The organism is Affinirhizobium lemnae, assembly GCF_022968395.1.
In the GTDB taxonomy this organism is placed as follows: Bacteria; Pseudomonadota; Alphaproteobacteria; order Rhizobiales; family Rhizobiaceae; genus Neorhizobium; species Neorhizobium lemnae.
On the sequence record NZ_JALJQZ010000001.1, the window covers coordinates 191,138 to 217,351 of the forward strand.

Genomic DNA, 26,214 nt, shown 5'->3' on the forward strand with positions numbered 1-26,214 from the left:
GACATCAGGAATCGGAATGCCGTCCTACGCGATCCGTTCAATTCGCCAGCACACGGGGCGAGGGGAAGGTGATCTCGACCAGCGTTCCTTCGTTCGGTGCCGAATGGATGGTAAACACAGCGCGATTGGCGTCTACCATAGCCTTCGTCAGAGGAAGACCAAGCCCTGTTCCGTCGCCACGCTTCCGAGACGCACCGGCCACCTGCCGGAACGGCTTCATCGCCAGTTCGAGTTCGGAGCGTGTCATTCCGATGCCCGTATCGCGCACCCGCAGCACCACGCTGCCATTGGTCTCGTAGGACGTTGAAACTACGATCTGTCCCCCCGATGGCGTGAAGCGAATGGCGTTGGACAGGATGTTGAGGACGATCTGCTTGACTGAGCGAAGATCTGCCACCACCGGAGGCACTGCATGGCTGAGCGCCGTGCGGATGATAACGCGCTGGGTATTTGCCTGTGGCTGAACAAGCGAGACGGCTTCAGCAATCGTCTCGTTAAGGCCAACGGAAACAAAATCCAGTTCCATCTCGCCCGCCTCGATCTTGGAGATATCCAGAAGATCGTTAACGATATCGAGAACATGGCGACCTGAGCGGCCGATATCGTTGGCGTATTCGATGTAGCGTGCGTGTCCGATAGGGCCCAGCCGCTCGGTCGCCATCATGTCGGCAAAGCCGATGATTGCATTCAGCGGTGTGCGGATCTCGTGGCTGACATGCGCGAGGAAATCGCTCTTGTGGGCGTTCGCCGTTTCGGCTGCGCGCTTGGCGCTGCGCAACTCGTCCTCGGTCCGCTTCCACTGGGTGATATCGCGAATGACCGCGCAATAGCCATTGGAAGACGTAAGCTTGCCGATCGTCATGAAAAGCGGAACGAAACCACCGCCCGCTTCACGTCCGATCACCTCACGCCCATCGTTCAACAGGCTGACGACGCCGTGGCTGCTGAGACCATGCAGGTAATCGAGAACGGATTTCTGGCTCTCATGGGCAAACAGCATGACGAACGGCTTTCCGCTGGTCTGCTCGTTGTCATAGTTGAACAGCGCATTGGCGGCCCGGTTCATGGAACGGATAGTTCCGTCAGCACCCATCAACACAACGCCGTCCGTCGCGGTATCCAGGATTGCCCGCAATTCCTCGACCTCGACCTGCAGACGGGAAATCTCGCCTGCCTGCCGCGCATGCTCTTCGAGCGCTTCTGCCGATATGGTCGGCGCAACTTCTACAGAGGGCTCTGTCATCTCCACAGTGGCCTGGCTCGGCATCAAGGCGAGAATGAGAGCCGTTGCGCCATCGTAGCGAACGGATTGCAAGCGCGCCGTTACGGGAACGATGGAATCATCCTCGCGAACCACTACCATGCCGCCGGCTTCGTGCGTCTTGTCGTCGAGATCCTGACGCTGCAAAAGCGCATCGAGACCGCCAACGGCGTTGAGATCTTCAAGACCCGCATAGCCCGTGAGGCGCAGGAACTCCGGATTGGCATGGATAAGGGTATCGCCGCTATGGACCAGCAGAGCGACTGGCATCTGATCGATGATCTCGGCTGTCAATTCCGGCCGGGGACGCAAGGGAATGGCCTGTGCATAGGCTTCCGCAAGCGAGATTCGGTTATCGTCGGCAGCGGTCTCACCATCCTTTACCGCTTCGCTTTCTTCTGTCTGCACGTCGGGATCGGCTGCATCGACAGGCTCTTCGTCAGCTTCGAGCAGCGAGCGGGGCGCAAAGGATGCGGCCGAAGCAGAAGCAATCGGCGCTACTTCGCTATCTGCCTCTGCCTCTGCCTCGGGAGTGTCCACTGCCTGCACGTCGCTCGGCTTCGGATCCAGCTGTTCCTCCGCTGTGACTTTCGGCATTTCCGCTTTTGGATCCTCACCGCGGCGAAACGCGTCCAGCTTTCGGGCGATCTCGCGAAACGCTGCCTGTTCGCCCGCCGTTAGGCCATCCTGCAGATTGCTCCGGCGTTCGTCGAAACGGATAACCTTGTCGGAATAACGCAGGCCCGGATTTTCGATGATGCGCAGAACGGGCTTTTCGAATGCGGGCAGAGGGATCGGGGTATTGATTGCAGCAGGCGCGTCAGTCGGTGTAGCCCTCTCGTCGCCTTCCTCTGGAACCCACTCGTCCAGCTCGACATAGTAGGCTTCGACCTCTTCCTCCGTTACCGCGTCATCACCGATCGTGCTCTCGTCCGTCGTCTCTGCAATGGGCTGCGATGCATCCGCATCAGCGGGTTCATCGCTTGCCATTTGAGACGCGGCGTCATCGGACTGCGGCACGGTTTCGGCTTCAACCTCTGTTGTCTCAACCTGCGCGTCTTGAGATTCCGCCGCCGTGACAACCGGTGTCAGATCTAGGTTCTCGTCTGTTCCATCGCTGTTCGCTGCGTCGTTCGTTGCGTCTGGCGCCTCCTCGGCTGCGCTCTCATCCTGCGTCGCATCCTCTGCGATCACCGGATCCGAACCGGTTTCCAGGAACGTCAGGCCGATTGCGTGCTCGTCCTCTTCCGCGTCCGCAAGCCGGATGATGCCAAAACCCCGGAAGCCATCGAATTCACGATTGCGCGAATAGGTTGGAAGTGCTGCCAAATCGATAGGCACGACCGCTGATGTACCCTCCACAGGCCACCAGATCGTCTTGCCGGACCAGGTGTCACGCCGGTTCAGCAATTCGGCAATCTTTCCTTCCGGATCGAGATTGAACAAGGCAGCCACGTCCGTAAAGGAAAGGCCGACGATTTCTGCGGCGTGCGGTCCGACGGATGCGGCCAATTCCGGCGAGATCTCGCTGAAATAGCCATCGGCATCGATTTTCCAGACAAAACGCGTGGCGCGGGTCTCGCGGCGCAACGACCGGTGCGGGGATACTGGCTGTGCCGCTGAGCTCTCCAGATCGCTTGCGTCAGGAATTAGCGCGCTGTTTGCGACGCTCTCTTTCAGGGGTTCGACCACCGCTGCGGAAGTCTCCGTCTCGTCAACGATGTCTGCATGGTCTGCCGGATCTTCATCGCCCTGCGACACGAAGTCAGGATCCTCGTCGAGTTCCTCCTCCATGTCATCGATGGAAGTTACTGCATCAAGCGCCGTCTCGAATGCAGCGTCCGCGACATTGCCGCTGGCAGTCGGTTGATCCGCGATAACATCCTCCGCGACTGCAGTCTCTGTTTCAACCTCTTCGATGGTCGGGGAGGGTTGAACAAGCATCACAAGGTAAAGAGCTGGCTCATCGCTCAGGCGCGCGATGGCTGTTGGAAGGCTTCCGAAACCGGTCGGTACGGCGCGTTTGATAAGCCGGTCCGGACCGGACCCGGCAAGCCTCACCAGCAACTGTATCGTCTGGGCAGACAAGGCAAGCCCGGAAAAGCCGGACGAGGCGGTGATCACGTCCCCCTGATGGTCCAGAACGGCCATATGGGTAGAGGGGTCATCGAAACCCTGCAGCATCTGGCTCGCGCTGGTCAGGCTTGCCGGCTGCGCCTCGCCGGCTGGGACCGCGAGAAGCACGGCATGGTCGCCGTTCGGAAGGGAAATGAGTTCCAGATTCGCCTGTACGGTCACCCGGTCAAAACCCGCAGTCATGCGAATGAGAAAACTGCGCGTATCTCCGGTGTTCTGCAAGGGGCGCGCGCTGGCCTTGGCCTGCCTGAAGGTCAGGTCCGTTGCGGGCGGCCCCTGTTCGATCAGATCATAAATGCTGGCCTGGCCGAAAAGCTGCGCACCGGCCCCATTGGCCCAGATCACCTCATCCATTGCGGCCGAGAAGATGATCACCGCTTTGCCCGCGGCATAGTTCAGCCTCACGCGCTCATGCACGGCAAGATCAATGAATGGGTACTGTACAGAGGACATGAAGCTTCCTTGCACCGGGACCGTCACCATTTGTTAAGACGGTAGATTAACACATTGTTAGTAACTTCCCAGCCCTCGGGCGTCCATGCGGCAGGGAGAATAAAACCCGAACAGGGTTAATCTGTAAAATATTATTGTGCAGCGCACAAAAATATTGCAACGCACAACGAAACCCTCTATATAGGAGGTCATGGAGCTTTCCTGATTGGGGCTCACCAAAAAAAGGACAGATCACATGGCATACAGAACTGATGACATTTTCTCGTTCTCGACCTTCGATCCGAGCAAGCTGACGGACAGCTTCCGTGAATTCGCCGAGAAGGGCGCAACGCAGTCCCGCGAAGCCTTCACCAAGATGAAGGACGCTGCTGAAGAAGCGACCAAGGTTGTGGAAACCACCATGCAGACGGCCCAGTCCGCCTCTGTCGAAATCGGCCTGAAGGCCATCGACGCAATTCGTACCAATGCTGACCTGTCGCTGACGCACATGGAATCGCTCCTGGGCGTCAAGTCCGTGGCGCAGTTGATCGAGCTTCAGACGGCCTTCATCCGGAAGCAGGCTGAAGTCGCGGTCGAGCAGGCCAAGGCTTTGCAGGAAACAACGCGCAAGGTTTCGGAAGATGTGTCCAAGCCTGCCAAGGAAGCGGCTGAGAAGGCGTTTTCCACTTTCAAGCCTGCCTGAACCATATCCTCCCAAGGATAGGCCGGACATTCGTGTCCGGCCATTTTTGTATGCGGGGCAAAAGAAGGGCTTGCAAAAACAACGCAATCCTCTTATGTCACGCCGCAGAGCAGCGGATCGAACGGTCCGCAGCCTGATGTGCGGTTGTAGCTCAGTTGGTTAGAGCGCAGGTTTGTGGCACCTGAGGTCGGAGGTTCGAGACCCCCCAACCGTACCATTTTTCCCTTAGGATTGAAGTTGTTACTCGGGGACGAAACGTGCTCTGTTTTGTCCGACGATCTCCTGTAAAAACGAAACGACGGTCCTGATGCGTGCCATGTCACGCAGGCTCTCGTGATAGTTCGTCCAGTAGGCGCGGCGGATTGAGATAGCCGGAAGAATACGGCGCAGTTCCGGCACTTGGCTTGCGATGTAATCGTGCAGGATGCCGATACCAGCGCCTGAGCGAACCGCCTCAGTTTGACCGATTGCGCTGGAGATTTCGAAACTGGCATCCCAGTTGCGCATGATTTCACCGGTGAAATTCAGCGACGGGGAAAAGATCAGATCTTCCACATAACCGATCCTGGCATGATGCCGCAGGTCTTCGACATCGCGCGGGGCGTCGTGCCGCTTGAGATAATCCTCGGATGCATAAAGTCCGAGCGTGTAATCGGTCAGCCGTGCGCAGATCAGTCGCCCCTGCGAGGGCTGCTCGACAGTAATGGCAATATCTGCCTCTCGCGAAGACAGCGAGAAGGAACGAGGAACGGGCACAAGTTGGATGCGCAGGTTCGGATGCCGACGCATCAGAGGTCCGAGTCTTGGGGCCAGAAATGATACGCCGAAGCCATCCGGAGCGCCGATCCTCACGATGCCTTCTATCGGAGCATCGACTTTGCCTGCTCGTGCCTGCGCCGCCAGCATCTCGGTCTCCATGCGTTCTGCCGTGGCATAAAAGGCATGTCCTTCTGCCGTCAGATCGCATCCACTGGGCTTGCGGATCAGGAGCCGCGTCCGCAATTGCTCTTCAAGCGCATTGATGCGCCGCCCGAGCGTTGCGTGATTGAGCCCGAGCCTTCGAGACGCCGAAAGCAACTGGCCTTCGCGAGCCACGGCCAAAAAAATGCGCACATTGTCCCAATCCATCGACACTGCCTCAGACTATAAAATTTGCACAATGGATGCGTAAATCATGCTGTTGTCTTGTGCAAATGAAAGCGCATACTGCGGCCACAACACTGGAGGAACACCATGTATCAAATCGGACATTTCATCGACGGCAAGAAGGTCGCCGGTACATCGGGCCGCAAGCAGGGCATCTTTAATCCCGCTACAGGCGAAGTGCAGGGTGAAGTCGCTCTTGCCAGCCAGGAAGAACTGAACGCTGCTGTTGCCAGCGCCAAGGCTGCGCAGCCGAAATGGGCTGCCATGAACCCGCAACGCCGCGCACGCGTGTTCATGAAGTTCGTTCAATTGCTGAATGATAACATGGATTCGCTCGCCGAAATGCTGTCGCGCGAGCATGGCAAGACGATCGAAGACGCCAAGGGCGATATCATCCGCGGGCTGGAAGTCTGCGAATTCGTCATCGGCATTCCGCATCTGTCCAAGAGCGAGTTCACGGAAGGCGCTGGTCCGAACATCGATATGTATTCCATCCGCCAGGCTGTCGGCGTCGGCGCAGGCATTACGCCGTTCAATTTCCCGGCCATGATCCCGATGTGGATGTTCGCGCCGGCAATCGCCTGCGGCAACGCCTTCATTCTGAAGCCATCCGAGCGTGACCCTTCGGTTCCGATCCGTCTGGCCGAACTGATGATCGAAGCCGGTTTGCCGGAAGGCATTCTCAACGTCGTCAACGGTGACAAGTCGGCTGTCGATGGCATCCTCACCCATCCGGACATCGGCGCCGTTTCCTTCGTCGGCTCCACGCCGATCGCTCGTTATGTCTACGGAACGGCGGCCATGAACGGCAAGCGCGCCCAGTGCTTCGGTGGCGCCAAGAACCACATGATCATCATGCCGGATGCCGATCTCGATCAGGCTGCCAACGCGCTGATGGGTGCGGGTTATGGCTCCGCCGGCGAGCGTTGCATGGCCATCTCCGTCGCTGTGCCGGTGGGTGAAGATACGGCGAACCGCCTTATCGAGAAGCTCACACCCATGGTGGAAAGCCTTCGCATCGGTCCTTACACTGATGACAAGGCCGACCTTGGACCGGTTGTCACCAAGGAAGCACGCGACCGTATTCTGGGCCTCATCGACAGCGGCGTCGAAGCCGGTGCAAAGCTTGTGGTCGATGGCCGAGACTTCAAACTCCAGGGTTATGAAAACGGCTACTTCATCGGCGGCTGCCTGTTCGACAACGTGACGCCGGACATGGACATCTACAAGACCGAGATCTTTGGTCCCGTTCTCTCGGTCGTCCGCGCCAAGACCTACGAAGAAGCACTCGATCTGCCGATGAAGCATGAATACGGCAACGGCGTTGCCATCTACACCCGCGATGGTGATGCAGCTCGCGACTTTGCCAGCCGTATCAATATCGGCATGGTGGGCGTCAACGTTCCGATCCCTGTACCGCTGGCCTATCACTCCTTCGGTGGCTGGAAGTCTTCATCCTTCGGCGATCTAAACCAGCACGGCACGGATTCCATCAAGTTCTGGACCCGGACCAAGACGGTGACCAGCCGTTGGCCTTCCGGCATCAAGGAAGGCGCCCAGTTCGTCATGCCGACGATGAAGTAATCATCACTCGATCAGACCAGAAAGGCGGCTCGCGTAGCCGCCTTTTTTTGTGTGCGTCTTGCTGAAACGTGTCGTAGCCAAGAGTGTGAAGCGGTTTTGCGATAACGACACGCTTTGAAACGAAAACGGCCCCGCCGGTCGGGCAGGGCCATTCAAAATACTGGTCACCGGACGCGTTTACGTCACTTGCTGACAAATCGTCCCAACTGATGACGGATTGATGCCTTGAAATCAGATACGATCTGGTCGCCTTCGTCGTCTGCCACTTTTATCGCCAGTCGCACCATGCTGACCGTCAGGTGACACATGACGAAGGCGGTACGAACAAATTCCTCACGCAGGTTGGCCGGAACGAAGGCTTCCGAAGCTTTGCAGAACATGTCTGCGATCTGCCTCGCTTCCTTGATATCGATATCCTCGAGCAGCTTGTCCGCCTGTACTGCATTGATCAGATCCTGAACATGCGGATGGGAGCGTACGAAACTCGCATAGAGTGTGATCATCTCTTCCGCAGCATCGGCAATTCCACCCGCTTCGTTGATCTGAGGCAGGGCGCCCGCAAGGATCGAACGCAGTTGTGAAATATAACGCTCGTACAGTGTGGCAATAATCGCCGTTTTGTTGGGGAAATACTGATAAACGGAGGCAATCGGCCCGCCTGACAGGCTGGCGATTTCCTTCATCGTTACCGCGTCGATCCCCTTCTGGCCGATCAGGTCCATCGCCACCTTCAGGATCTCATCGATCCGCTCGCGGCTGCGTTCCTGCTTCGGAATGCGGCGCAGGGCAAAATGCGAACCTACATCACGCCTATCGGCCATCTGGTTTCCCGTTGCGTCCATTCTAATTCTCCCCTCGACAGGTGCGCCTGGCAGCATAACAAGTATTCCTTGCAGAAAACTTGCGAATGCACGTTCGGCGAAACCTTCACGCATTTTTAACTGGAGAAGCCCGTATCTCTCCAAGCATTACATCCGCCTTGAAGTCAGACCAGATCGAACGACCTGAACTGAGCTTCATCGACATCACACATTGTCAGATTGCATCCGAAGATCCTGACTTTCTCATGTGCGGCCTAACAGAATTTCGAAAAACTTAACTGCTTCAGTAAATAAGAAGCATTCCTTTGTTCTTGGTCGCTCATACAGCATACTGCCCGTGTAAGCTCATGTCTGACAGGTTATCAAAACGCAATTTTTGCTTCGCGCTTGCATCTGCAACGTTTGCGCTTATCTCTGTCAGTACTTCATGTTGTACAGGGGTTCAACTGCATGAACCCATGAATATCTCATTTTTTGAATACGGTTTTTTGTAGATGATTATTTAGCGCTTCCGGACCCATGCGATCATAGCGGGCATTAGGAATGACAAAAATATAAGTCTTACAATATGATGCGTACCGACATAGGCAGGATCGGCATGAAGTATAATGGCCATGGCGGCCATGGTCTCAAGTCCTCCCGGGGCAAAAGCTATGAGGGCCGCTGGTAGAGGAACGCCAAGTAAACGCGACACTCCAATTGCAACGGCGACAGAAATGACACCGGCGATGATGGTTGCGGTCAGACCTGCCATACAGGCTGATCTCAGGTCTGACAGGCTGACGCCCGCAAATCTCGATCCTATCATGCTGCCAAGAGCGACGTAGACGGGGACCTGAAGCCAAATCGGAATGCCACCTTCAACAACATGGGTGAGGTGCGCCGCGCTTGAGACGATCATTCCGCCAATCAGCAGAGCAGCCGGTACGCGAAGTCTGTCCAGGCCGCGACCAAGCAGGAAGCCAACCGCTCCCATCATCGAAAGAGCGAGGGGGGTGATTGTGGTGGAGGCGACCGGCATCGGCGTGCCAATCGGGGCACTCATCTCGACAAACAAGGGCACAAGAAGCGTCAAGGCCAGAACTCTCACGCTCTGAATGACACCGACGCTCACGAGATCGCTTCTGACCCCCGCAGCCAGTGCAAGGACATAGCTGAGATGTCCAGGGCAGGCCGCCAGCATGGACGTCATGGGGTCGTATCGGAAAACCGCCTTCAGGACTGCATAGACGATCAGCAGAAGAGCAAGCGACATGGCCGCCAGCGTGATGAAGCTGAGGGGCCATGCCTGTGCCGCTGAAAGAACCTCCGGCGTAACACCGGATCCCATCGACAAGCCGACCGACAGGAAAGCAACGTTGCGTACAAGGTGGGGCACCTGGAGATCAAGCCCGGTTAGGCTGCCAAGCGTTACCAATGCCGCAGGTCCGATGAGATAAGGAGCGGGGAGTGAAAGCGCCGAAGCAATCAGGGCGCCCATCAAGCCAAGAGCGGCGGTGATGGCAACCGGCCAGATATCCTGCGAGAACATTTTCACCTAGCAGCGCTGTGTTGCAGACCAGCCAAGTGGTTGGCCCTCGCGTTCAGCCTCAATCCGGGTGAACGCGCCATGCGGTCATCAGGCCGGCAGAGCGGCACGCGGACGCGGCGCAAGGTCATCGAGCCCCAGCAGGAAGTTGATCTGGGGACGTGCCTTTACCAGATCGTCGATCGAGTATTCCGTCAGGACGTCGAAGAAGGCATTCAGCGCCTTGCGAAGCGCGGAATTGAGGCCGCAGCTATCGACAAGGGGACATTCGACGGCGCCGTCTTCGAAGCATTCTGCCATGGCAAAACTGTCTTCCGTCACCTTTACGACGTCGAACAGGGAGATCTTGTCGGCTGCACGGCCGAGGCGAACCCCACCATTGCGGCCGCGGACAGTCTCAATGAGACCTGCCTTTGTCAAAGGCTGCAGGATCTTGAACAGAAACAGTTCGGAGACGCCATAGGCCTTGGCGATCTCAGGGATGCGGCTCAGGTTGCCATCATTGGCTGCGCAGTACATCAGCATACGTACGGCGTAATTCGTCTGCTTGGTCAAGCGCATGCCAGTCTCCGTGTTTCCCGTTCGACACACATATAAGCCTTGAGCTTCTTTTGAACAATTCCAAAATATGAAAATTTTGTTCATCTTAAGGTGGGCCTCACAGGGCCGTGAGTTGACTGTGCCCCTCTTTTCCTGAATGAGCCAGTCCAGAATTATTAGTGGAGGGATACATTCATGAAAAAACTCACGCGCATTGCTCTGGCGGGCGCTCTGGCGCTGATGTCGTCTACGGTTGCTCATGCCGCAGGTGAGGTGAACATCTATTCCTATCGTCAACCCGAACTGATCAAGCCGCTTCTTGATCGCTTCACGAAAGAAACCGGCATTGCAACCAACGTCCTGTTCCTCGACAAGGGACTGGTGGAGCGTATCAAGGCTGAAGGGGTAAACTCCCCGGCGGACGTCATTCTGACGATCGACATCCAGCGTCTCACCGAAGCGAAGGATGGCGGTGTGGTCCAGCCGGTGAAGGACAATGCGCTCATCAACAAGGACATTCCGGCGTCGCTTCGCGATGCGGATGGAGAATGGTTTGGCCTCACCACCCGTGGTCGCGTGGTTTATGCCTCCAAGGATCGCGTCGCCCAGTCCGAGATCACCTATGAAGAACTGGCTGACCCGAAGTGGAAGGGCAAGATCTGCATTCGCGATGGACAGCATGCCTATAACATTGCTCTCTTCGCCTCGATGATCGCCCATCACGGCGCAGACTATACGCAGACATGGCTGACGGGCCTGAAGAACAACCTTGCGCGCAAGCCGGACGGCAATGATCGTAGCCAGGCGAAATCCATCATGGCTGGCGAGTGCGACATCTCGCTCGGCAACACCTACTATGTCGGCCTGATGATGACAAACGACAAGGCGCCGGAAGAGAAGGAATGGGCGAAGTCCATCAAGGTTCTGTTTCCGAACGTCAAGGATCGCGGAACGCATGTGAACGTGTCAGGCATGGCGCTTGCGAAGAATTCTCCCAACAAGGCCAACGCGCTGAAGCTGATGGAATTCCTGGCGTCGGTCGAGGGCCAGAAGATCTATGCCGAGCAGGTATTCGAGTACCCGGTCATGACGGGCGCTGAGCCATCCGCAATCGTCAAGTCCTTCGGCACCATCAAGCCGGATACGATTGCGCTGACCGAGATCGCCAAGCATCGCAAGCAGGCATCGGAACTGGTCGACAAGGTGGGCTTCAACGAAGGTCCTTCGAAGTAAGTCTGTCGTAGATCAGATGTCCGTCATTGAAACGCCGTTGGTCACTCCATCGGCGTTTTTTACGTCGTTCAGATGCCAAGTCGGTCTCTCAGCCCATACCACCACGCGCCGAGCTGCGTGATCGGCACGCGGAAGCGGCTTCCTCCGGGGAAGGGCAGGTTCGGTAGCGAAGCCCAGACATCGAAGCGTTCCGCATGGCCCGCCACCGCTTCGCCCAGAATGCGGCCCAGAAGATGCGTCGTCGTCACACCGTGACCGCTGTCTCCATGAGAGAAATAGACGCGCGGTGAGAGACGCCCGATATGGGGAATACGGGTCAAGGTCAGGGCAAAGTTTCCGCCCCAGGCAAAATCAATGCGCGTCTGGGCCAGTTGCGGGAACGTTTTCAGCATCTTTGGCCGGATTGCCTCGGCGATATCATGCGGATCGCGCCCATCGTATCCGATGCCGCCGCCGTAAAGAATGCGATTGTCGGCTGTCCGGCGAAAGTAATCCAGCACATAGTTTGCGTCCTCGACGCAGAAATCCGCCGGCAGCAGAGACTGCGCCAGCGCTGGATCGAGCGGTTCCGTTGCAATGATCTGGCTTGAGACAGGCAGGACCCGCTCGCTGATCGCCGGAAACTGCGGGGCGAGATAGGCATTGCCGCAGATCAGAACGTAGTCACAGGTCACGGAACCCGCAGCCGTGCGCACGACCGGTCGCTCGCCATCGTCCATCTGCAGAACGCGAGAGCGCTCGAAGATCCGGCCATTCTGCTGTTCGAAGGCCCTGGCTTCTCCAAGAACCAGATTGAGCGGATGAATATGCCCGCCCAGGCGGTCGATCATGCCGCCGGCATAGCGATCGGTCTGCACATAGGCTCCCACTTCGGATCGCGAGATCATTTCGAGACCGGGATGGCCGTAGCGCTCCCAGTCCTGCTTGTGCACCTCCATCTCGCGCATCTGTTTCTGCGTGAAGGCTGCGAAGAAACCGCCCTCCCGCAGATCGCAATCGATAGCGTAGCGGGAGATCCGCTCCCGGATGATCGCGCCGCCTTCGAGCGACATTTCACCCAGCCTGACGGCCTTGTCCTTCCCGTAGCGCGCCGAGATCGTTGCCAGATCCCGACTATAGCCGTTGACGATCTGGCCGCCATTTCGTCCGGACGCACCGAAGCCGATGCGTTCCGCTTCCAGGATAACGACGGAGAAACCTCGTTCAACGAGAGCAAGGGCTGCCGAGACGCCTGTAAACCCTGCGCCGATGACACACACATCGCATTGCAGATCTTCCGCCAGCGAAGGCCGAATGCGCCTGTCGCGGGCCGATGCCGCGTACCAGCTGTTGGCATGACCAGCATTGTCTGACTGCGCGGATACGGACGTCATTCGGCTCCCCGCTAGATTGCAAATCGCTCCGGGCGATAGGCTGAGGCATCCATGAAAGGTTTTTCACCACAGATGGCTTCTGCAATCAGGCGGCCCGTGACCGGCCCGAGCGTCAGGCCATGATGCGAATGGCCAAAGGCAAACCACAGGCCATCATGACGCGGCGCCTTGCCGATGATCGGCATCATGTCGGGCGTACAGGGGCGCGCTCCCATCCAGGGTTCGCGGTCAAGGCGCTCGCCAAGCGGAAAGATCGTCCGGGCTACGGCTTCGGCGCGCTCAAGCTGCACAGGCGTTTTTGGTGCGTCCCGAAGCGCAAATTCAGCACCGGTCGTCAGCCTGATGCCCTGGTTCATGGGGGCGAGGAAATAGCCGCGTTCGGCATCCATGGTCCAGCCATTCAACACCTTGTTGTCGCGCGTGCCGTAATGCATGTGGTAACCGCGCTTCACACCGACGAGGAAACGATAGCCGAGCGGTGCCGTGACGGTATCAGACCACGGGCCGAGAGCGATGACGACGTCTTTCGCCTCGATGGTGCCTTCATCCGTCGTCACCCGCCACCCGGCGCCGGTGCGCACAAGCGTCGTCGCATCGCCGCGCACAAACCGTCCGCCGAGCCTTTCCAGCAGCTTTACATAGGCCATGGTCAGCGCGTGCGGATCGAGCACCGACCAGGGTTCGACCCAGGTCAGGCCACCGACAAAGTCGTTTGAAAGATGCGGTTCCTTCTCGGCCAGTTGCCTGGCATCCAGCACCTTGAAATTCAGGTCGTATTCCCGCTTCAGCCGCTCGGCCTCCCGGACTTCCGCATCCTGTTTGGCCGGTGTGCGGAACGCTTCCGTCCAGCCGTCCTTCTTGATCAGATGCTCGCAATCCGCTTCACGGATCAGGGCATCGTGTTCGGAGATGGAATGCTCGATGAGAGGCGCATAGGCCTTGGCGATAACCTGATGCCGGCTGACATTCGAATTCCACCAGTACTTCGCCAGAAACTTCGCGACCGATGGAACGGCGCTCAGGTGATAGTGCGCGTCGATCCGGTTGTTCAGCGCATAGCGCAGGATCATGCCGATCTGCTGGGGAAAGCCATAGGGAACAACGCCTTCGCGCTGAATGAGGCCGGCATTGCCGTAGGAGGTTTCTTCGCCGGGTTCGCGGCGGTCCACCAGAACAACGGATTTTCCACGTTTCGCCAGGTGCACGGCGGTTGAAACGCCGATGATACCCGCACCCAGAACAATTGCATCTGCCGACATGAATGACTGTCTCACGCTGTATTGAATTCGTGGGTGACCATGCGTCCGTGCGGGATCGCTTGCAAACGAAAACTGCAATCGGGGCATCAATCCCTGTTCTTGAATGGGGCACGGAACTTCTGACACGGCCTCTTGTTGGGCGGGCTCTCAACAGGAAGGAGAAACTCATGTTTTATACCGACGGAAAGCTGCAATATCCGGTGCGTGTCGAAAAGCGGGATCCGCTGTTTGCCCGTGCGCTTCAGCAGGCGATTGGCGGCGTGGAAGGCGAGATCCGGGTCGCCATGCAGTATTTTTTCCAGGCCTGTGGAGCACGAGGAAATCCCAAGTTCCGCGATCTCTTGATGAATACGGCAGCGGAGGAGCTGGGCCATATCGAAATGCTGGCAACAGCCGTCGCTCTCAACATGGAAGGCGCCCCTCTTTCGGAGAGGGAGGCAGTGGCCAAGGATCCCGTCGCCAGCATGGTCATGGGGGGCATCAATATGAAGAACATTCTGTCCGCAGGGCTCTCCGCCATGCCGGTAGACAGTGATGGCGTGCCCTTCGACATGTCCCACATCTATGCAAGCGGCAATATCGCCGCCGACATGACAGCCAATGTCGCGGCGGAATCCACCGGAAGGGTGCTGGCCGTTCGCCTGTACAATATGACGAATGATCCGGGCATGAAGGACATGCTATCCTATCTGATTGCGCGCGATACCATGCACCAGAACCAATGGCTGGCCGCGCTGGAAGAACTTGGCGGTCACCAGGGGGCGTTTCCCATTCCCAACAGCTTCCCTCAGGAAGACGAAAAGCAGGAATTTTCCTATGCCTTCCTCGGCTTCCAGGCGGATGGAGCGCCGCCTGTTTCCGGGCGATGGTCCGAGGGGCGCTCGATCGATGGCAAAGGCGAATTTACAACCACGCCCCTGTCCTCAGCCCTTGGACCGGAACCCGTGCTGGGTAAGGCCAAACCGGGAAGCGGTGCGCAATCCGAGCAGATGTAGTCGTCATTTTGCGTAGTGGGTCGGGCCCCAGCGTCCCGACGGCGCGTACCTTTTTCCAGCTTTAGCATGGGAGAAGGGCATCCCTGACGACAGATCTTTTCAAATCTCGCGTGCTAGGTGTTTGCCCGGACATGGCCCGGAACCTCGTCGGTGGAAAAGTGGCGCATAACAGTCAGGCTTCCAGCCGACAGCCGGCGATATTTATATGATATATACAGCAGCCTATATTACAAATTTCGCTGGATAGATAACAGGAGTAATGAAATGCGTAGACGTGTGTTGTTGATGCTCGGAATAATTCTTCTCTTAATTGCAGTAGCATCACTCTTGGAGAGGCCGAACTCGACGTCCGGCCATGCTCCGGGGCAGCCATCGCCCCATGCCATCGACCAGTAATGCGCAACTCACAACAAAGCGGGAGCGGCAATGCAGCACCCGCTTATAGTGAGTGGGACTTTACTCAGTTTAGCTGCAATGCCAGTTGCGCACGGGCCCGGTTGACGCGGCTTTTTATGGTGCCAACAGGGCAGCCGCATCGTTCAGCCGCAACTTCGTAACTTTGGCCTTGCAGAAGAATGATATCGACTGCATCGCGATAATGTTCCGGTAGGCTGAGTAACGCGCGGTGGAACTCGTGTGCGCGCACCGACCATTCTTGCGGCGCATTCACGGTGGATCGCGCGGACGCACAATCTTCAAGCCCAACGTTTTCACGCTTCGCCAATCCGAATTTCGTACAAAACGTATTGCGCAAGATCGTGAACATCCAGGATTTGAGGCTGGTTCCTTCCTGGAATTTGTCAATGTTAGCAATGGCGCGAACCAAGGTTTCCTGGACAAGATCGTCGATGTTGCTCGGACTTCTATCCAGCCTTCTCGCGAATGATCTGAGTGCGGGTATAAGTTCTATCATTTCAGCCTGCACGCGGTTGCGGCTGCTTGGATCGGTCATGATGGTTGGCCTCCATTCCCTATCCGAAGTTGAACAAGTGGGCAGAGCATAAGTTCCACTCTTTGCCGTAAAACGCGACACATTGTCATCTAACGTACGGACGGCTCTTTAGACCATGTTGATTACCCCTGGAGCGGAGATCGACCGATTGGGGGGCTTCTGTTAGGCCCAACCGTACATGCCACGAGGAGAAGGGCGCGTGGCGTAGCTATAATGGCATACATCCAGGCCCTTCAATAAACTGGACGGTTGGTTTCAGCCAACACTCCGCCGGACTGCCTTGCAAACCGGCAGATATTTGGAGTTCCGGACACGCTCGTCGCTTTGCCGGGGTAAAGCGGCGTGGCCGGTGGGCGACCTGTAATTTCGCCATTACCTTCGGCTTTTGCCTTGGACGTATGGCCAGATTATGCCTAGGGGCAAAACTCCTGATCCTGACTAAAATCCATTACCGCAGAATGATTCAGACAGGTCGGGCTCCACTCTGAGCGCTGCCGGGGAACCTCAGCCTGCATCAGACAGTTGGGGCCTCAGGAGGATATAGACATGGAGCCAACACAGAAATCCAGAGCGTCGCTGCGCCGGATTTTCATGGTCGCCGCCACTGCCGCGATGTTCGCCAGCCCGGCGGGATCGTTTGCCCAGACGCCGTCTGGAACGACGAACTGTCAGGTCCCGCCGCAACAGCAATCGCAAAACGGTCAGGCAGCCAATGGCCAATCCGCCAACGAGGATGCTTCTTCGCAAAGCCTGAGTGGTAGCCTGGCTGATTGTAACGGAGTTCTGAAACCACCTGCGACGGGCGATCAGCAACTTGTGGAACCCGCACCCAAGACAGGCAATATGCCTGTGATCCGGCCCGGGAAATCCCTAGAGTATCCGCCTTGATAAAGTGGGTTTTGGCTCCCACTTGATCAAGACGGATATTCTAGGCCAGCAGGGCGGTTGACTTCCATCAAATCCGGCGTGTGAGCGCAAAAAAGAAGCGGCACTCGAACCGCTTCAGTGGGGCCGCTTCGTCTTTTTTGTAGCAGGGTTACCGCTTGGTCTTGACGGGCTGGGGCGTTGCCTTCGCCATTCGCATGGCGCGAAGTTTCTCGGTTTTCTTTTCCCGAGCAATCGCCTCAGAGTCGATAATGGCCTTTGCCGCCCTGTCTGTCGCTTCCGCCCGGTCACGCGGCGAAAGCTTGGCGGGGGTTAAAGTCGCTTCTTCCATGGACATTGGGACCTACCTTTCTCGTCAAACGGAATTGCAAAATCGTCCGGTCAGCGGCCTCCTCGGCCAACTGCTTTCTTGGGCGCCGGCAGAAGGCCTTCACGCTGTGCCTTCTTTCGCGCAAGTTTTCGCTGGCGGCGGATGGCTTCCGACTTTTCTCATGCGCGCTTTTCGGACGGCTTTTCATAGGCGCTACGCGCCTTGATCTCCCGGAAGATACCTTCACGTTGCATCTTCTTCTTCAAGACCCGGAGGGCCTGATCGACATTGTTATCTCGAACTAGAACCTGCAAAACATCTCCTTTGCATCGTAACCGTTCAAACCTTGCAGCTTGTTACCGGTCCTATGCTAATGGTATCAAGATCGGCGCGCGGCGGCCGAAGTTGACATGTGCCTGCGTCGCCATGTCGTCGATCGACGACCTCATGTCACAACTTATGTAGGGCGCACTCAAAAACCTTCAACCCTGGCAGGGCCAGCGGGTCTAACCGATGCTTAAATCAACTTATCATATTTATTTGGCTGAGATATATGATAAGTGAGGGATCCATGCTGATCCGGCGGCTGCCGGATCGTGGAACTACTATGAAAAGCACGTAGCGAAAGGGAGGCATTCATGACCATCCATCAAAATCTCATTGCCGGTGAATGGGTCGGCACACAAGGTTCGGAAAACATCAATCCGTCCGATACCAAGAACGTCGTCGGCGTTTATGCGAAGGCCTCTGCTGACGATGCCAAGGCGGCTATTGCCGCAGCCAAAGCCGCATTCCCGGCCTGGTCCCGTTCCGGCATTCTGGAGCGCCACGCGATTTTGAAGAAGACGGCGGATGAGATCCTCGCCCGCAAGGAGGAACTCGGACGCCTGCTTTCGCAGGAAGAAGGCAAGACTCTTCCGGAAGGCATTGGCGAGACCATCCGTGCCGCGCAGATCTTCGATTTCTTTGCCGGTGAAACCCTGCGTCTGGCAGGCGAAGTGCTTCCCTCCGCGCGCCCGAACATTGGCGTCGAAATTACCCGCGAGCCGCTGGGTCCAATCGGCATCATCACGCCGTGGAACTTCCCGATCGCCATTCCCGCCTGGAAGATTGCCCCGGCACTTGCCTATGGTAACACGGTGGTCTTCAAGCCAGCGGATTTGGTTCCCGGTTGCTCCTGGGCCATCGTCGACATTCTCCATCGTGCGGGTTTGCCAAAGGGCGTGCTGAACCTTGTGATGGGCCGCGGCTCGGTTGTTGGTCAGGCCATGCTGGATAGCCCGGATCTCGCAGGCATCACATTCACCGGCTCCACCGGCACCGGCAAGCGCGTGGCGCTGTCTTCCATCGAGCATAATCGCAAGTTCCAGCTGGAAATGGGCGGCAAGAACCCGATGGTGGTTCTGGATGATGCAGATCTTGGCGTTGCTGTCGAAGCGGCTGCCAATTCCGGCTTCTTCTCCACGGGCCAGCGCTGCACTGCCTCTTCGCGCCTCATCGTCACGGAAGGTATTCACGACAAGTTCGTGGCTGCTCTGACAGAACGTTTGAGCAAGCTGAACGTGGATCACGCACTGAAGGATGGAACACATATCGGCCCGGTGGTCGATGAGAAGCAGCTCCAGCAGGATTGCGATTACATCGAAATCGGCAAGCAGGAGGGCGCCAGGCTCGCCTTCGGTGGAGAGCGTATTGAACGCGATACCCCCGGCTTCTACCTGCAGCCGACGCTGTTCACCGAAGCAACAAACCAGATGCGCATCTCGCGCGAAGAGATCTTTGGGCCTGTTGCGGCCGTCATTCGCGTCAAGGACTACGAGGAAGCCCTGGCGGTTGCCAATGATACGCCATTCGGCCTGTCTGCCGGCATCGCCACGACCAGCCTGAAACATGCCACCCATTTCAAGCGCAATTCGGAAGCAGGCATGGTCATGGTCAACCTTCCGACCGCCGGCGTCGATTTCCACGTGCCCTTCGGTGGCCGCAAGGCTTCCTCCTTCGGCCCGCGCGAGCAGGGCAAATACGCGGCGGAATTCTTCACCGTCGTCAAGACCGCCTACACACTGGCTTAAGTCATCCATCAGGCAAACGATCAAGCCGACGGGGTCTCTCCGTCGGCTTTTTCAATGATGACGTGGTTGCTGCTTGCCTCACAACTCTTTTGCAAGACTTGGGCGTACTTTCAGTTTATGAAGGCGAACCAGATGTTTAAAGCATTTCGCGCAAAAGTGTGCAGCGGTTTTGCGATAACGACATGCGATAAAAAAGCAGTTAAAGCGTCAGGAGCGAATCTGAAAGACCGCGACACGCTTTAAGGGGGGAGATCGATGATAGACATTTTGGTTTCGCAACTCACGGATCCGTTTCGCATCGGCATGATGTTCTTCCTGCTCGTCACGGCGATCCGCACGCGCGATACGATGGGCATGAAGGCGCCTCTGGCCATGGGCGTGGTCTTCGTTGCGATCCTGCTGCCCATGACCACGGCGGCCAGCGCAGAGGTTGCGCGTTTCACGTCCATCGGCCTTGGCATCGTTTCCAATGCCGTTATTCTCGGCGTATTTCTGGTCGGCTGGTTCTTTTGGGAAAAACGAAAAAGTTGATCTTGAAATACAAAACAGGCTGGCGGTGAGGCCAGCCTGTCACATTCCTTCAAAAGGAACCGTCTGGATTACTGTGCGTCGTCCGCAAAGATATCCTTTTTGTGAGTGTTGCCCGGAACCAGCAGTGCACCGATGACGACAGTCGCACCAGCGATGATGATCGGGTACCACAGACCACCATAGACGTTGCCCGTCTGCGCAGAGATGGCGAAGGCAGTTGCAGGCATCAGGCCGCCGAACCAGCCGTTACCGATGTGGTATGGCAGGGAGAGGCCGGAGTAGCGAATGCGTGTCGGGAAGAGTTCGACCAGCATGGCTGCAATCGGGGCATAGACCATCGTCACCAGAATGATGAGGTAGGTCAGGATCAGGACCACGGTAATCTTCTGGCCGCTGAAGATATCGAAGAAATGGGCGGCCTTGATGACGGTCGTATTCTTGTCTGCGGAAGCCGGGTAGCCGGCAGCCGTCAGAGCATCGTTGACAGACTTTGTAAAGGCAGCCGGAGCCGTCTTGGCGGCATCGCCTGCAAGCTTGGTCGCGTCATAGGACGGGATGACCGTCTCGCCAATCTTCACCTGTGCAACCGTTGCCGCAGGGTCCTGCACCGAGGTGTAGTTGACCGAGGAACGGGCAAGCGTCGACTTTGCGATATCGCAAGAAGACGTGAACTTTGCTGTGCCGACCGGGTTGAACTGGAAAGAGCAGTCGCCCGGGGCTGCGGTGACAGTGACGACAGTCTGCTGTGCGGCATGGAGTGCCGGGTTGGCGACCTGCGTCAGCAGAGGGAAGACAAATTTGTAGGTCAGTGCCGCAATCAGGCAGCCTGCAAGGATGATGGGCTTGCGGCCGATCTTGTCCGACAGCGAACCGAAGAACAGGAACCCGCCGGTGCCGAGGATGAGCGACCAGGCAACCATGACGTTTGCCGTGAAGCTGTCGACCTTGATGACGTTCTGCAGGAAGAACAGTGCATAGAACTGGCCGGAGTACCATACGACGGCCTGACCAGCGACGAGACCAAAGAGTGCGATGAGTGCAAACTTGCCGTTTTTCCAGGTGCCGAATGCTTCACGCAGCGGCGCCTTGGAGGCAGCACCCTCTTCCTTCATCTTCTTGAAGGCAGGGGATTCGTTCATCTGCAGGCGGATATAGAGCGAAATCAGCAGCAGAATGATCGAGCCGAGGAACGGAATACGCCAGCCCCAGAGATCGAAGGCCTTGATCATGCGTGGCGTGCCATCCGGGTTCATGACGGCAGCACCGGCTGCATCGAGAACCGCAGTAGGAGCCCAGTTGGCGTTCACATAGCTCTGCACGGCCAGAATAACCACGAGAGACAGTAGAAGGCCGAGCGTCGCGGTCGTCTGGATGAAGGCCGTGAAATAACCACGCTGGTTGGACGGTGCATGTTCGGCCACATAGACCGCGGCACCGCCATATTCGCCACCAAGTGCCAGACCCTGAAGCATGCGAAGCACGATCAGGATGATCGGTGCCGCCGCACCCCAGCTGTTATATCCCGGCAGCAGGCCCACCAGGAAGGTGGAGAAGCCCATGATGAGAATGGTCATCAGGAAGGTGTACTTGCGGCCGACGAGATCTCCCAGCGCGCCGAACACCAGCGCGCCGAACGGACGCACGATGAAGCCGGCAGCGAAGGCCAAAAGCGCAAACACGTTCCGCGTGGCTTCTGGGAACGCGGTGAAGTACTGCGCGCCGATGATGGCGGCCAGTGAACCGTAGAGATAAAAGTCGTACCACTCGAAGATTGTACCGGCAGAAGAGGCCATGATGACCTTCTTTTCCTCTGCGGTCATGGGCCGTGAACGGTCCCTCGCATTCATCTCGATTGCTGCCATGTATTCCTCCTCCTTGTGTCCGGCCTGTCGACCGGAAAATGTCTTTCAACATCCATCGCGATCGCCACCTCCGTAGCTTTCGCTTGCCTTAAGTTCGGCCCTCTACCGCCTCAAGGCTTTCACGTGCCCCCATGGCGGCACGCCCTCCAGTTCCCATTGGTCCATCTAGGTGGACCAAGCTTGCCCTGCGTATCCATCATCGTCAAAACGATAACCTGGGATTTTGAAGCTAGCACAGGCCTGATGCCTGAATCAGAACGACTTTGGTCTAAGAGAAAAGATAATGCAGGGTAAAATTGAATAAATATATAAAATGCAACTCAGATCGTATGTTCTTGTGTGCTGCATCTGCTCAATCAATGTGTCGATGCATAGGATCGCTGAGTGTGTGGGCAGTTGAGAAGTTTCAAATGTTCAATAAAGAGAACGAGGTAGAAACGGGTCCATGAAACCTTCCTGTCTTGTGCACTGCGATTGGAGTGTAGTCGATGAAAAACGGTGGATGACGCTCGCCTGTCGCTACGGAACGAATTGGCTGATCTCTGCTCCTGAAAAAGTTGGATCGACCATTTCCCTGTTCGATCGAATCGCCAAGCGAAATCAGGGAAATGGTTGTGTGTTTTTCGGTTTCGACTTCCCGATCGGTGTTCCAAACACTTATGGCGAAAAGACTGGCTTCGCGAATTTCCGGGATCTGCTCGATGTGCTTGGTCACGATGAATGGTCGGACTGGTTTCGCCCCGCTGACAAACCTTCAGAGATTTCGCTGAGGCGTCCCTTTTATCCGGCGCGCTCTGGCGGCACGCTTCAGGCACATCTGTTCGAGGGCTTGGGTATCGGGAGAGAGAATTTGCTGCGTCTGTGCGAGCGTCCGGCTCCAGGCCTTTCGCCACCTTCCATGCTGTTCTGGACCATGGGTGCATCGCAGGTGGGCAAGGCGGCAATTGCCGGGTGGCGAGAACTGATCCAGCCCTTTCGTCAAAGGATCGGCATCTGGCCCTTCGATGGCGGTCTGGTTGATCTGTTTGGAGCCCATAAGATAGTCGTCGCAGAAAGCTATCCGGCGGATGCCTATGCGAAAATTGGCATTCCGCGAAACCCGGTATGGAGCAAGCGAAGGCAGGAGGACCGGCAGCGGTTCGCGCCCACTATCCGGCAATGGTTGGCGGCGAGGCCGGATCTGCAACCGGATGACGGGCTGCTCGAAATGATCGACGATTGCTTCGGCAGTGATGCTAGCGGCGAAGATCGCTTTGACGCGCTGATGGGCCTGCTTCCGATGATCGAGATCGTTGAGGGAAGACACACCGACGGAGTGCCGGATCTGGCGGCTTGTCGTGATTGGGAAGGCTGGATCCTTGGGCGCAGGTTGACAGCCCCAGATCACGAAGCACCATGAGTTCTCGATTTATTTCGACTTCGCTTGAGGATATGACAGGAGGAATCGATGCCGCTGTCAGACAACATGGCGGGGCATCACCCGACGGAGACATGGGCATGATATCAGGACGATACTATTCCAACATGGGCGGACTTCCGGGGCAGACGGAGCTTCTGTCGAGCAAGGCAACGTTCAAGACTGCCTATGCAGTCATCCCGAAGCGGGTCATGTCGGATATCGTCACCAGCGTGCTGCCACATTGGGATGCGACGCGCGCCTGGATCATCGCCCGACCGATGACCGGTTTTTCCGAGACCTTCGCGCAGTACATCATGGAGGTCGCGCCTGGTGGCGGCAGCGAAAGGCCCGAGCCGAACGCGGCAGCCCAGGCAGCCATCTTCGTGGTCGAAGGCGAAATGACCATAGTGCTGGATGGCACAGCCCACGAATTGCGCGAAGGCTCGTTTGCCTATCTGCCTGCAGGGGCGAAATGGACCCTGAAGAACAACAGCCAGAGCCTCGCCAAATTCCATTGGGTGCGCAAGAAGTTTCAGGCTGTCGAGGGGCTGGAACTGCCTCCTGCCATCTTCAGCCATGAGGATGACCACCAGCTTTCCGCCATGCCGGATACCGATGGAAAATGGGCAACCACTCGCTTCATCGATCCCGCGGACGTGCGCTACGACATGCACCTGAATATCGTGACTTTCCAGCCGGGTGCGCTCATTCCGTTCATGGAAACGCATGTCATGGAGCACGGTCTCTATGTTCTGGAAGGCAAGGCGGTCTATCGCCTGAATGATGACTGGGTAGAAGTCGAGGCCGGAGATTTCATGTGGCTGCGCGCCTTCTGCCCGCAGGCCTGCTATGCCGGTGGACCGGGGCGCTTCCGGTATCTGCTCTACAAGGACGTGAACCGCCACGTCGATCTTTGGTAACCTTGGGATAACGTACACGTTAACCCGACGTCATTCTCGGCCTTCTGCCGAGAATCTACTGAAGTTGACCAAACCAGTTGGTTGTAGATGCTCGGGACAAGCCCGAGCATGACGGAAAACAGTTGAATACCCCCGATGAAATCTCATCAGGGGTATCTTGCGTTGCATCAAGCAACACGCTTCACAGAATTGTCGGGTCGCGTGTCGTAACCGTAAAACCGCTTCACACTTTTACGCGACACGCTTCAGGGCATCGCCGATCATGGAAACGATCGTCTCGATCTGTTCCTTCTCGATGATCAGCGGCGGCGAGAGAGCAATGACATCGCCCGTCACACGGATCAGCAGGCCCTTTTTGAAGCAATCGACGAACACGTCATAAGCGCGCGTTCCCGGTGCACCATCACGCGGGCTAAGTTCGATGGCGCCAACGAGGCCGAGATTGCGCACATCCACCACATGCGGATGACCTTTCAGGCTATGCAGCGCCTCCTGCCAGGTCTCTGCCAGACCGGCAGCGCGCGTCAGAAGGTTTTCTTCCGCATAGATTTCCAGTGTCGCAATGCCAGCGGCGCTGGCCACCGGATGGCCGGAATAGGTGTAGCCGTGGAAGAGCTCTATGGCATTCTCCGGTCCGTTCATCAGCCCGTCATAGACCTTGCGGCTGGCGAATACCGCGCCCATCGGGATGGCACCATTCGTCAGGCCCTTTGCCGTGGTGACGAGATCCGGCACGACGCCGAAATAGTCGGTTGCAAAAGGTGTGCCGAGGCGACCGAAACCGGTGATGACTTCATCGAAGATCAGCAGGATGCCGTATTTCTGCGAGATCGCGCGAATGCGCTCCAGATAGCCCTTTGGCGGAAGGATGACGCCGGCAGAACCAGACATCGGCTCGACGATGACGGCGGCAATGGTTTCCGGCCCATGCAGTTGGACCAGGCGCTCCAGATCTTCCGCCAGTTCCAGACCGTGCGCCGGCAGACCCTTGGAGAAGGCATTGCGCTCGATATCCAGCGTATGGCGCATGTGGTCGGCTGGGATCTGCGGGAAGACGCGACGATTATTGACGAGGCCGCCGACGGAAATTCCGCCGAAGCCGACGCCGTGATAACCCTTCTCGCGACCGATGATGCGGCTGCGCGTACCCTGGCCGATGGCGCGCTGATAGGCGATCGCGATCTTCAGGGCGGTATCGACGGACTCGGATCCGGAGCCTGTAAAGAAGACGCGGTCAAGCTCAGCGGCAGCACCACCCGGCGCGATCCTTCCCAGTTTTTCGGCAAAATCGAACGCGATCGGATGGCCCATCTGGAAGGTTGGGGCAAAATCCAGCGTGCGCAGCTGTCGTTCCACGGCATCGGCAATGCGCTTGCGACCGTGACCGGCGTTGACGCACCAGAGACCCGCCGTTCCGTCCAGCACCGTATTACCATCGACGTCGGTGTAATACATGCCACTCGCGCTGGCGAGCAGGCGAGGAGCGGCCTTGAACTGACGGTTCGCCGTGAACGGCATCCAGAAATTTTCCAGCGTCGGTGTGTTGGATTGCTTTGTGTAGTCCATGGCGGTTCGGCTCCTTCGGCACAGCATGTCATGCTGGTGTGGGCGATTTTTGAGATGCCAACAAGTCCTTTTCTCTCAATCTGTAAGCTATTGATTTTTCGATATAGAAGTTGCAGGATTTGCGATATCTTCAACATCCGAAACAGTGGATCTATCGTGTCTGTCGATGTGGGTAACCGTCTTCGCCATCTGCGCATGGCCCATAAGCTTTCACAGCGGGAACTGGCCAAGCGCGCTGGTGTAACAAACTCCACTATATCGTTGATCGAATCGAACGCCTCCAATCCATCCGTTGGGGCACTGAAGCGCATTCTCGATGGCATTCCCATCGGGCTCGCCGAATTCTTCGCCTTCGAGCCGGATAAGCCGAAGAAGGCCTTCTATGCGGCAGAAGAGCTTGTCGAGATCGGCAAGGGCAAGATCTCCTATCGCCAGATCGGCGATAATCTGTTTGGCCGTAGTCTGCAGATCCTGAAGGAATGCTATCAGCCGGGCGCCGATACGGGCAAGGTCCCGCTTGTTCACGAAGGAGAGGAGGGCGGTATCGTGCTGTCCGGCCGTCTTGAGGTGACGGTGGATGAAGAGCGCCGGATCCTCGGACCCGGCGATGCCTATTATTTCGAGAGCCGCAGACCACATCGTTTCCGCTGTGTCGGGCCTGTTCCCTGCGAGGTCATCAGCGCCTGCACGCCGCCAACCTTCTGAC

The 26,214-nt window shown here is 57.2% G+C and carries 21 protein-coding genes, 1 tRNA gene and 1 pseudogene; 11 read left to right on the top strand and 12 right to left on the bottom strand.

Going from position 1 to position 26,214, the window contains the following annotated elements; all coding sequences use genetic code 11:
* Nucleotides 1–37: 37 nt before the first annotated feature.
* On the bottom strand, nucleotides 38–3,850 hold the full coding sequence (locus tag MUU53_RS00900; RefSeq protein WP_247259169.1) for an ATP-binding protein: 3,813 nt from the start codon (nucleotides 3,848–3,850) through the stop codon (nucleotides 38–40).
* 235 nt (nucleotides 3,851–4,085) lie between these two features.
* On the opposite strand from MUU53_RS00900, the gene MUU53_RS00905 reads away from it, so the two are divergent.
* On the top strand, nucleotides 4,086–4,532 hold the full coding sequence (locus MUU53_RS00905; protein WP_247259170.1) for a phasin: 447 nt from the start codon (nucleotides 4,086–4,088) through the stop codon (nucleotides 4,530–4,532).
* A gap of 140 nt (nucleotides 4,533–4,672) precedes the next feature.
* A tRNA-His gene (locus MUU53_RS00910) sits at nucleotides 4,673–4,749 on the top strand.
* Nucleotides 4,750–4,772: 23 nt separating this feature from the next.
* On the opposite strand, the gene MUU53_RS00915 is transcribed toward MUU53_RS00910, so the two are convergent.
* Complete coding sequence (locus tag MUU53_RS00915) at nucleotides 4,773–5,660, bottom strand: LysR family transcriptional regulator (protein WP_247259171.1); 888 nt, start codon at nucleotides 5,658–5,660, stop codon at nucleotides 4,773–4,775.
* A gap of 105 nt (nucleotides 5,661–5,765) precedes the next feature.
* Here MUU53_RS00915 and MUU53_RS00920 point away from each other — a divergent pair, with 105 nt between their 5' ends.
* Nucleotides 5,766–7,262, top strand: coding sequence for a CoA-acylating methylmalonate-semialdehyde dehydrogenase (locus MUU53_RS00920; protein ID WP_247259172.1), 1,497 nt, complete (start codon nucleotides 5,766–5,768; stop codon nucleotides 7,260–7,262).
* Between the two features lie 182 nt (nucleotides 7,263–7,444).
* On the opposite strand, the gene MUU53_RS00925 is transcribed toward MUU53_RS00920, so the two are convergent.
* From MUU53_RS00925 to rirA, 3 genes are all read right to left on the bottom strand, one after another.
* On the bottom strand, nucleotides 7,445–8,104 hold the full coding sequence (locus MUU53_RS00925; protein ID WP_247259173.1) for a TetR/AcrR family transcriptional regulator: 660 nt from the start codon (nucleotides 8,102–8,104) through the stop codon (nucleotides 7,445–7,447).
* A gap of 481 nt (nucleotides 8,105–8,585) precedes the next feature.
* On the bottom strand, nucleotides 8,586–9,614 hold the full coding sequence (locus tag MUU53_RS00930; protein ID WP_247259174.1) for an AbrB family transcriptional regulator: 1,029 nt from the start codon (nucleotides 9,612–9,614) through the stop codon (nucleotides 8,586–8,588).
* Nucleotides 9,615–9,701: 87 nt separating this feature from the next.
* Nucleotides 9,702–10,172: an iron-responsive transcriptional regulator RirA gene (gene rirA, locus MUU53_RS00935; protein WP_062555410.1), complete on the bottom strand. Its 471-nt coding sequence runs from the start codon at nucleotides 10,170–10,172 to the stop codon at nucleotides 9,702–9,704.
* Between the two features lie 174 nt (nucleotides 10,173–10,346).
* Here rirA and MUU53_RS00940 point away from each other — a divergent pair, with 174 nt between their 5' ends.
* Nucleotides 10,347–11,384, top strand: coding sequence for a Fe(3+) ABC transporter substrate-binding protein (locus tag MUU53_RS00940; protein WP_377307255.1), 1,038 nt, complete (start codon nucleotides 10,347–10,349; stop codon nucleotides 11,382–11,384).
* Nucleotides 11,385–11,452: 68 nt separating this feature from the next.
* Here the strand turns inward: MUU53_RS00940 and MUU53_RS00945 are convergent, their stop codons facing one another.
* Both MUU53_RS00945 and MUU53_RS00950 read right to left on the bottom strand, forming a co-directional pair.
* Nucleotides 11,453–12,757 carry an NAD(P)/FAD-dependent oxidoreductase gene (locus MUU53_RS00945; RefSeq protein WP_247259175.1) on the bottom strand — a complete coding sequence of 435 codons (1,305 nt, stop codon included), beginning with the start codon at nucleotides 12,755–12,757 and terminating at the stop codon, nucleotides 11,453–11,455.
* Nucleotides 12,758–12,768: 11 nt separating this feature from the next.
* Nucleotides 12,769–14,016: an NAD(P)/FAD-dependent oxidoreductase gene (locus MUU53_RS00950; RefSeq protein WP_247259176.1), complete on the bottom strand. Its 1,248-nt coding sequence runs from the start codon at nucleotides 14,014–14,016 to the stop codon at nucleotides 12,769–12,771.
* 167 nt (nucleotides 14,017–14,183) lie between these two features.
* On the opposite strand from MUU53_RS00950, the gene MUU53_RS00955 reads away from it, so the two are divergent.
* The gene (locus MUU53_RS00955; RefSeq protein WP_247259177.1) at nucleotides 14,184–15,011 is read left to right on the top strand and encodes a manganese catalase family protein; all 828 of its coding nucleotides are present in this window, start codon (nucleotides 14,184–14,186) and stop codon (nucleotides 15,009–15,011) included.
* 460 nt (nucleotides 15,012–15,471) lie between these two features.
* Here the strand turns inward: MUU53_RS00955 and MUU53_RS00960 are convergent, their stop codons facing one another.
* The gene (locus MUU53_RS00960; RefSeq protein ID WP_247259178.1) at nucleotides 15,472–15,963 is read right to left on the bottom strand and encodes a sigma-70 family RNA polymerase sigma factor; all 492 of its coding nucleotides are present in this window, start codon (nucleotides 15,961–15,963) and stop codon (nucleotides 15,472–15,474) included.
* A 546-nt stretch (nucleotides 15,964–16,509) separates the two neighbouring features.
* Here MUU53_RS00960 and MUU53_RS00965 point away from each other — a divergent pair.
* Nucleotides 16,510–16,851, top strand: a complete 342-nt coding sequence (locus MUU53_RS00965; protein ID WP_247259179.1) for a hypothetical protein — start codon at nucleotides 16,510–16,512, stop codon at nucleotides 16,849–16,851.
* A gap of 148 nt (nucleotides 16,852–16,999) precedes the next feature.
* On the opposite strand, the gene MUU53_RS00970 is transcribed toward MUU53_RS00965, so the two are convergent.
* Nucleotides 17,000–17,185 (bottom strand): hypothetical protein, encoded by a 186-nt coding sequence (locus tag MUU53_RS00970; RefSeq protein WP_247259180.1) that lies wholly within the window; start codon nucleotides 17,183–17,185, stop codon nucleotides 17,000–17,002.
* Nucleotides 17,186–17,229: 44 nt separating this feature from the next.
* Nucleotides 17,230–17,472 (bottom strand): annotated as a pseudogene (gene rpsU, locus MUU53_RS00975) (30S ribosomal protein S21).
* Nucleotides 17,473–17,796: 324 nt separating this feature from the next.
* On the opposite strand from rpsU, the gene MUU53_RS00980 reads away from it, so the two are divergent.
* Both MUU53_RS00980 and MUU53_RS00985 read left to right on the top strand, forming a co-directional pair.
* Nucleotides 17,797–19,230 carry an aldehyde dehydrogenase family protein gene (locus tag MUU53_RS00980; RefSeq protein ID WP_247259181.1) on the top strand — a complete coding sequence of 478 codons (1,434 nt, stop codon included), beginning with the start codon at nucleotides 17,797–17,799 and terminating at the stop codon, nucleotides 19,228–19,230.
* A 255-nt stretch (nucleotides 19,231–19,485) separates the two neighbouring features.
* Nucleotides 19,486–19,761, top strand: coding sequence for a hypothetical protein (locus MUU53_RS00985; RefSeq protein ID WP_247259182.1), 276 nt, complete (start codon nucleotides 19,486–19,488; stop codon nucleotides 19,759–19,761).
* 68 nt (nucleotides 19,762–19,829) lie between these two features.
* Here the strand turns inward: MUU53_RS00985 and MUU53_RS00990 are convergent, their stop codons facing one another.
* Nucleotides 19,830–21,581 (bottom strand): MFS transporter, encoded by a 1,752-nt coding sequence (locus MUU53_RS00990; protein ID WP_247259250.1) that lies wholly within the window; start codon nucleotides 21,579–21,581, stop codon nucleotides 19,830–19,832.
* 544 nt (nucleotides 21,582–22,125) lie between these two features.
* On the opposite strand from MUU53_RS00990, the gene MUU53_RS00995 reads away from it, so the two are divergent.
* Together MUU53_RS00995 and MUU53_RS01000 are read left to right on the top strand one after the other, a co-directional pair.
* Nucleotides 22,126–23,022 (top strand): DUF429 domain-containing protein, encoded by an 897-nt coding sequence (locus tag MUU53_RS00995; protein WP_247259183.1) that lies wholly within the window; start codon nucleotides 22,126–22,128, stop codon nucleotides 23,020–23,022.
* Between the two features lie 98 nt (nucleotides 23,023–23,120).
* Nucleotides 23,121–23,942: a bifunctional allantoicase/(S)-ureidoglycine aminohydrolase gene (locus MUU53_RS01000; protein WP_247259184.1), complete on the top strand. Its 822-nt coding sequence runs from the start codon at nucleotides 23,121–23,123 to the stop codon at nucleotides 23,940–23,942.
* Between the two features lie 231 nt (nucleotides 23,943–24,173).
* On the opposite strand, the gene aptA is transcribed toward MUU53_RS01000, so the two are convergent.
* Nucleotides 24,174–25,508 (bottom strand): omega-aminotransferase AptA, encoded by a 1,335-nt coding sequence (gene aptA / locus MUU53_RS01005; RefSeq protein WP_247259185.1) that lies wholly within the window; start codon nucleotides 25,506–25,508, stop codon nucleotides 24,174–24,176.
* Nucleotides 25,509–25,664: 156 nt separating this feature from the next.
* Here aptA and MUU53_RS01010 point away from each other — a divergent pair, with 156 nt between their 5' ends.
* A complete protein-coding gene (locus tag MUU53_RS01010; RefSeq protein WP_062555421.1) occupies nucleotides 25,665–26,213 on the top strand; it encodes a cupin domain-containing protein in 549 nt (182 codons plus the stop codon).
* Nucleotide 26,214: the final 1 nt, after the last annotated feature.

Coding starts and splice junctions, on each gene's coding strand:
- aptA (WP_247259185.1), bottom strand. CDS start 25,508: ATGGACTACACAAAGCAATCCAACACACCGACGCTGGAAAATTTCTGG.
- MUU53_RS00990 (WP_247259250.1), bottom strand. CDS start 21,581: ATGACCGCAGAGGAAAAGAAGGTCATCATGGCCTCTTCTGCCGGTACA.
- MUU53_RS00970 (WP_247259180.1), bottom strand. CDS start 17,185: ATGTCCATGGAAGAAGCGACTTTAACCCCCGCCAAGCTTTCGCCGCGT.
- MUU53_RS00985 (WP_247259182.1), top strand. CDS start 19,486: ATGATAGACATTTTGGTTTCGCAACTCACGGATCCGTTTCGCATCGGC.
- MUU53_RS00930 (WP_247259174.1), bottom strand. CDS start 9,614: ATGTTCTCGCAGGATATCTGGCCGGTTGCCATCACCGCCGCTCTTGGC.
- MUU53_RS00955 (WP_247259177.1), top strand. CDS start 14,184: ATGTTTTATACCGACGGAAAGCTGCAATATCCGGTGCGTGTCGAAAAG.
- MUU53_RS00920 (WP_247259172.1), top strand. CDS start 5,766: ATGTATCAAATCGGACATTTCATCGACGGCAAGAAGGTCGCCGGTACA.
- MUU53_RS00915 (WP_247259171.1), bottom strand. CDS start 5,660: ATGGATTGGGACAATGTGCGCATTTTTTTGGCCGTGGCTCGCGAAGGC.
- MUU53_RS00925 (WP_247259173.1), bottom strand. CDS start 8,104: ATGGACGCAACGGGAAACCAGATGGCCGATAGGCGTGATGTAGGTTCG.
- MUU53_RS00905 (WP_247259170.1), top strand. CDS start 4,086: ATGGCATACAGAACTGATGACATTTTCTCGTTCTCGACCTTCGATCCG.
- rirA (WP_062555410.1), bottom strand. CDS start 10,172: ATGCGCTTGACCAAGCAGACGAATTACGCCGTACGTATGCTGATGTAC.
- MUU53_RS00945 (WP_247259175.1), bottom strand. CDS start 12,757: ATGACGTCCGTATCCGCGCAGTCAGACAATGCTGGTCATGCCAACAGC.
- MUU53_RS00900 (WP_247259169.1), bottom strand. CDS start 3,850: ATGTCCTCTGTACAGTACCCATTCATTGATCTTGCCGTGCATGAGCGC.
- MUU53_RS00980 (WP_247259181.1), top strand. CDS start 17,797: ATGACCATCCATCAAAATCTCATTGCCGGTGAATGGGTCGGCACACAA.
- MUU53_RS00965 (WP_247259179.1), top strand. CDS start 16,510: ATGGAGCCAACACAGAAATCCAGAGCGTCGCTGCGCCGGATTTTCATG.
- MUU53_RS01000 (WP_247259184.1), top strand. CDS start 23,121: ATGATATCAGGACGATACTATTCCAACATGGGCGGACTTCCGGGGCAG.
- MUU53_RS00950 (WP_247259176.1), bottom strand. CDS start 14,016: ATGTCGGCAGATGCAATTGTTCTGGGTGCGGGTATCATCGGCGTTTCA.
- MUU53_RS00995 (WP_247259183.1), top strand. CDS start 22,126: ATGACGCTCGCCTGTCGCTACGGAACGAATTGGCTGATCTCTGCTCCT.
- MUU53_RS00940 (WP_377307255.1), top strand. CDS start 10,347: ATGAAAAAACTCACGCGCATTGCTCTGGCGGGCGCTCTGGCGCTGATG.
- MUU53_RS00960 (WP_247259178.1), bottom strand. CDS start 15,963: ATGACCGATCCAAGCAGCCGCAACCGCGTGCAGGCTGAAATGATAGAA.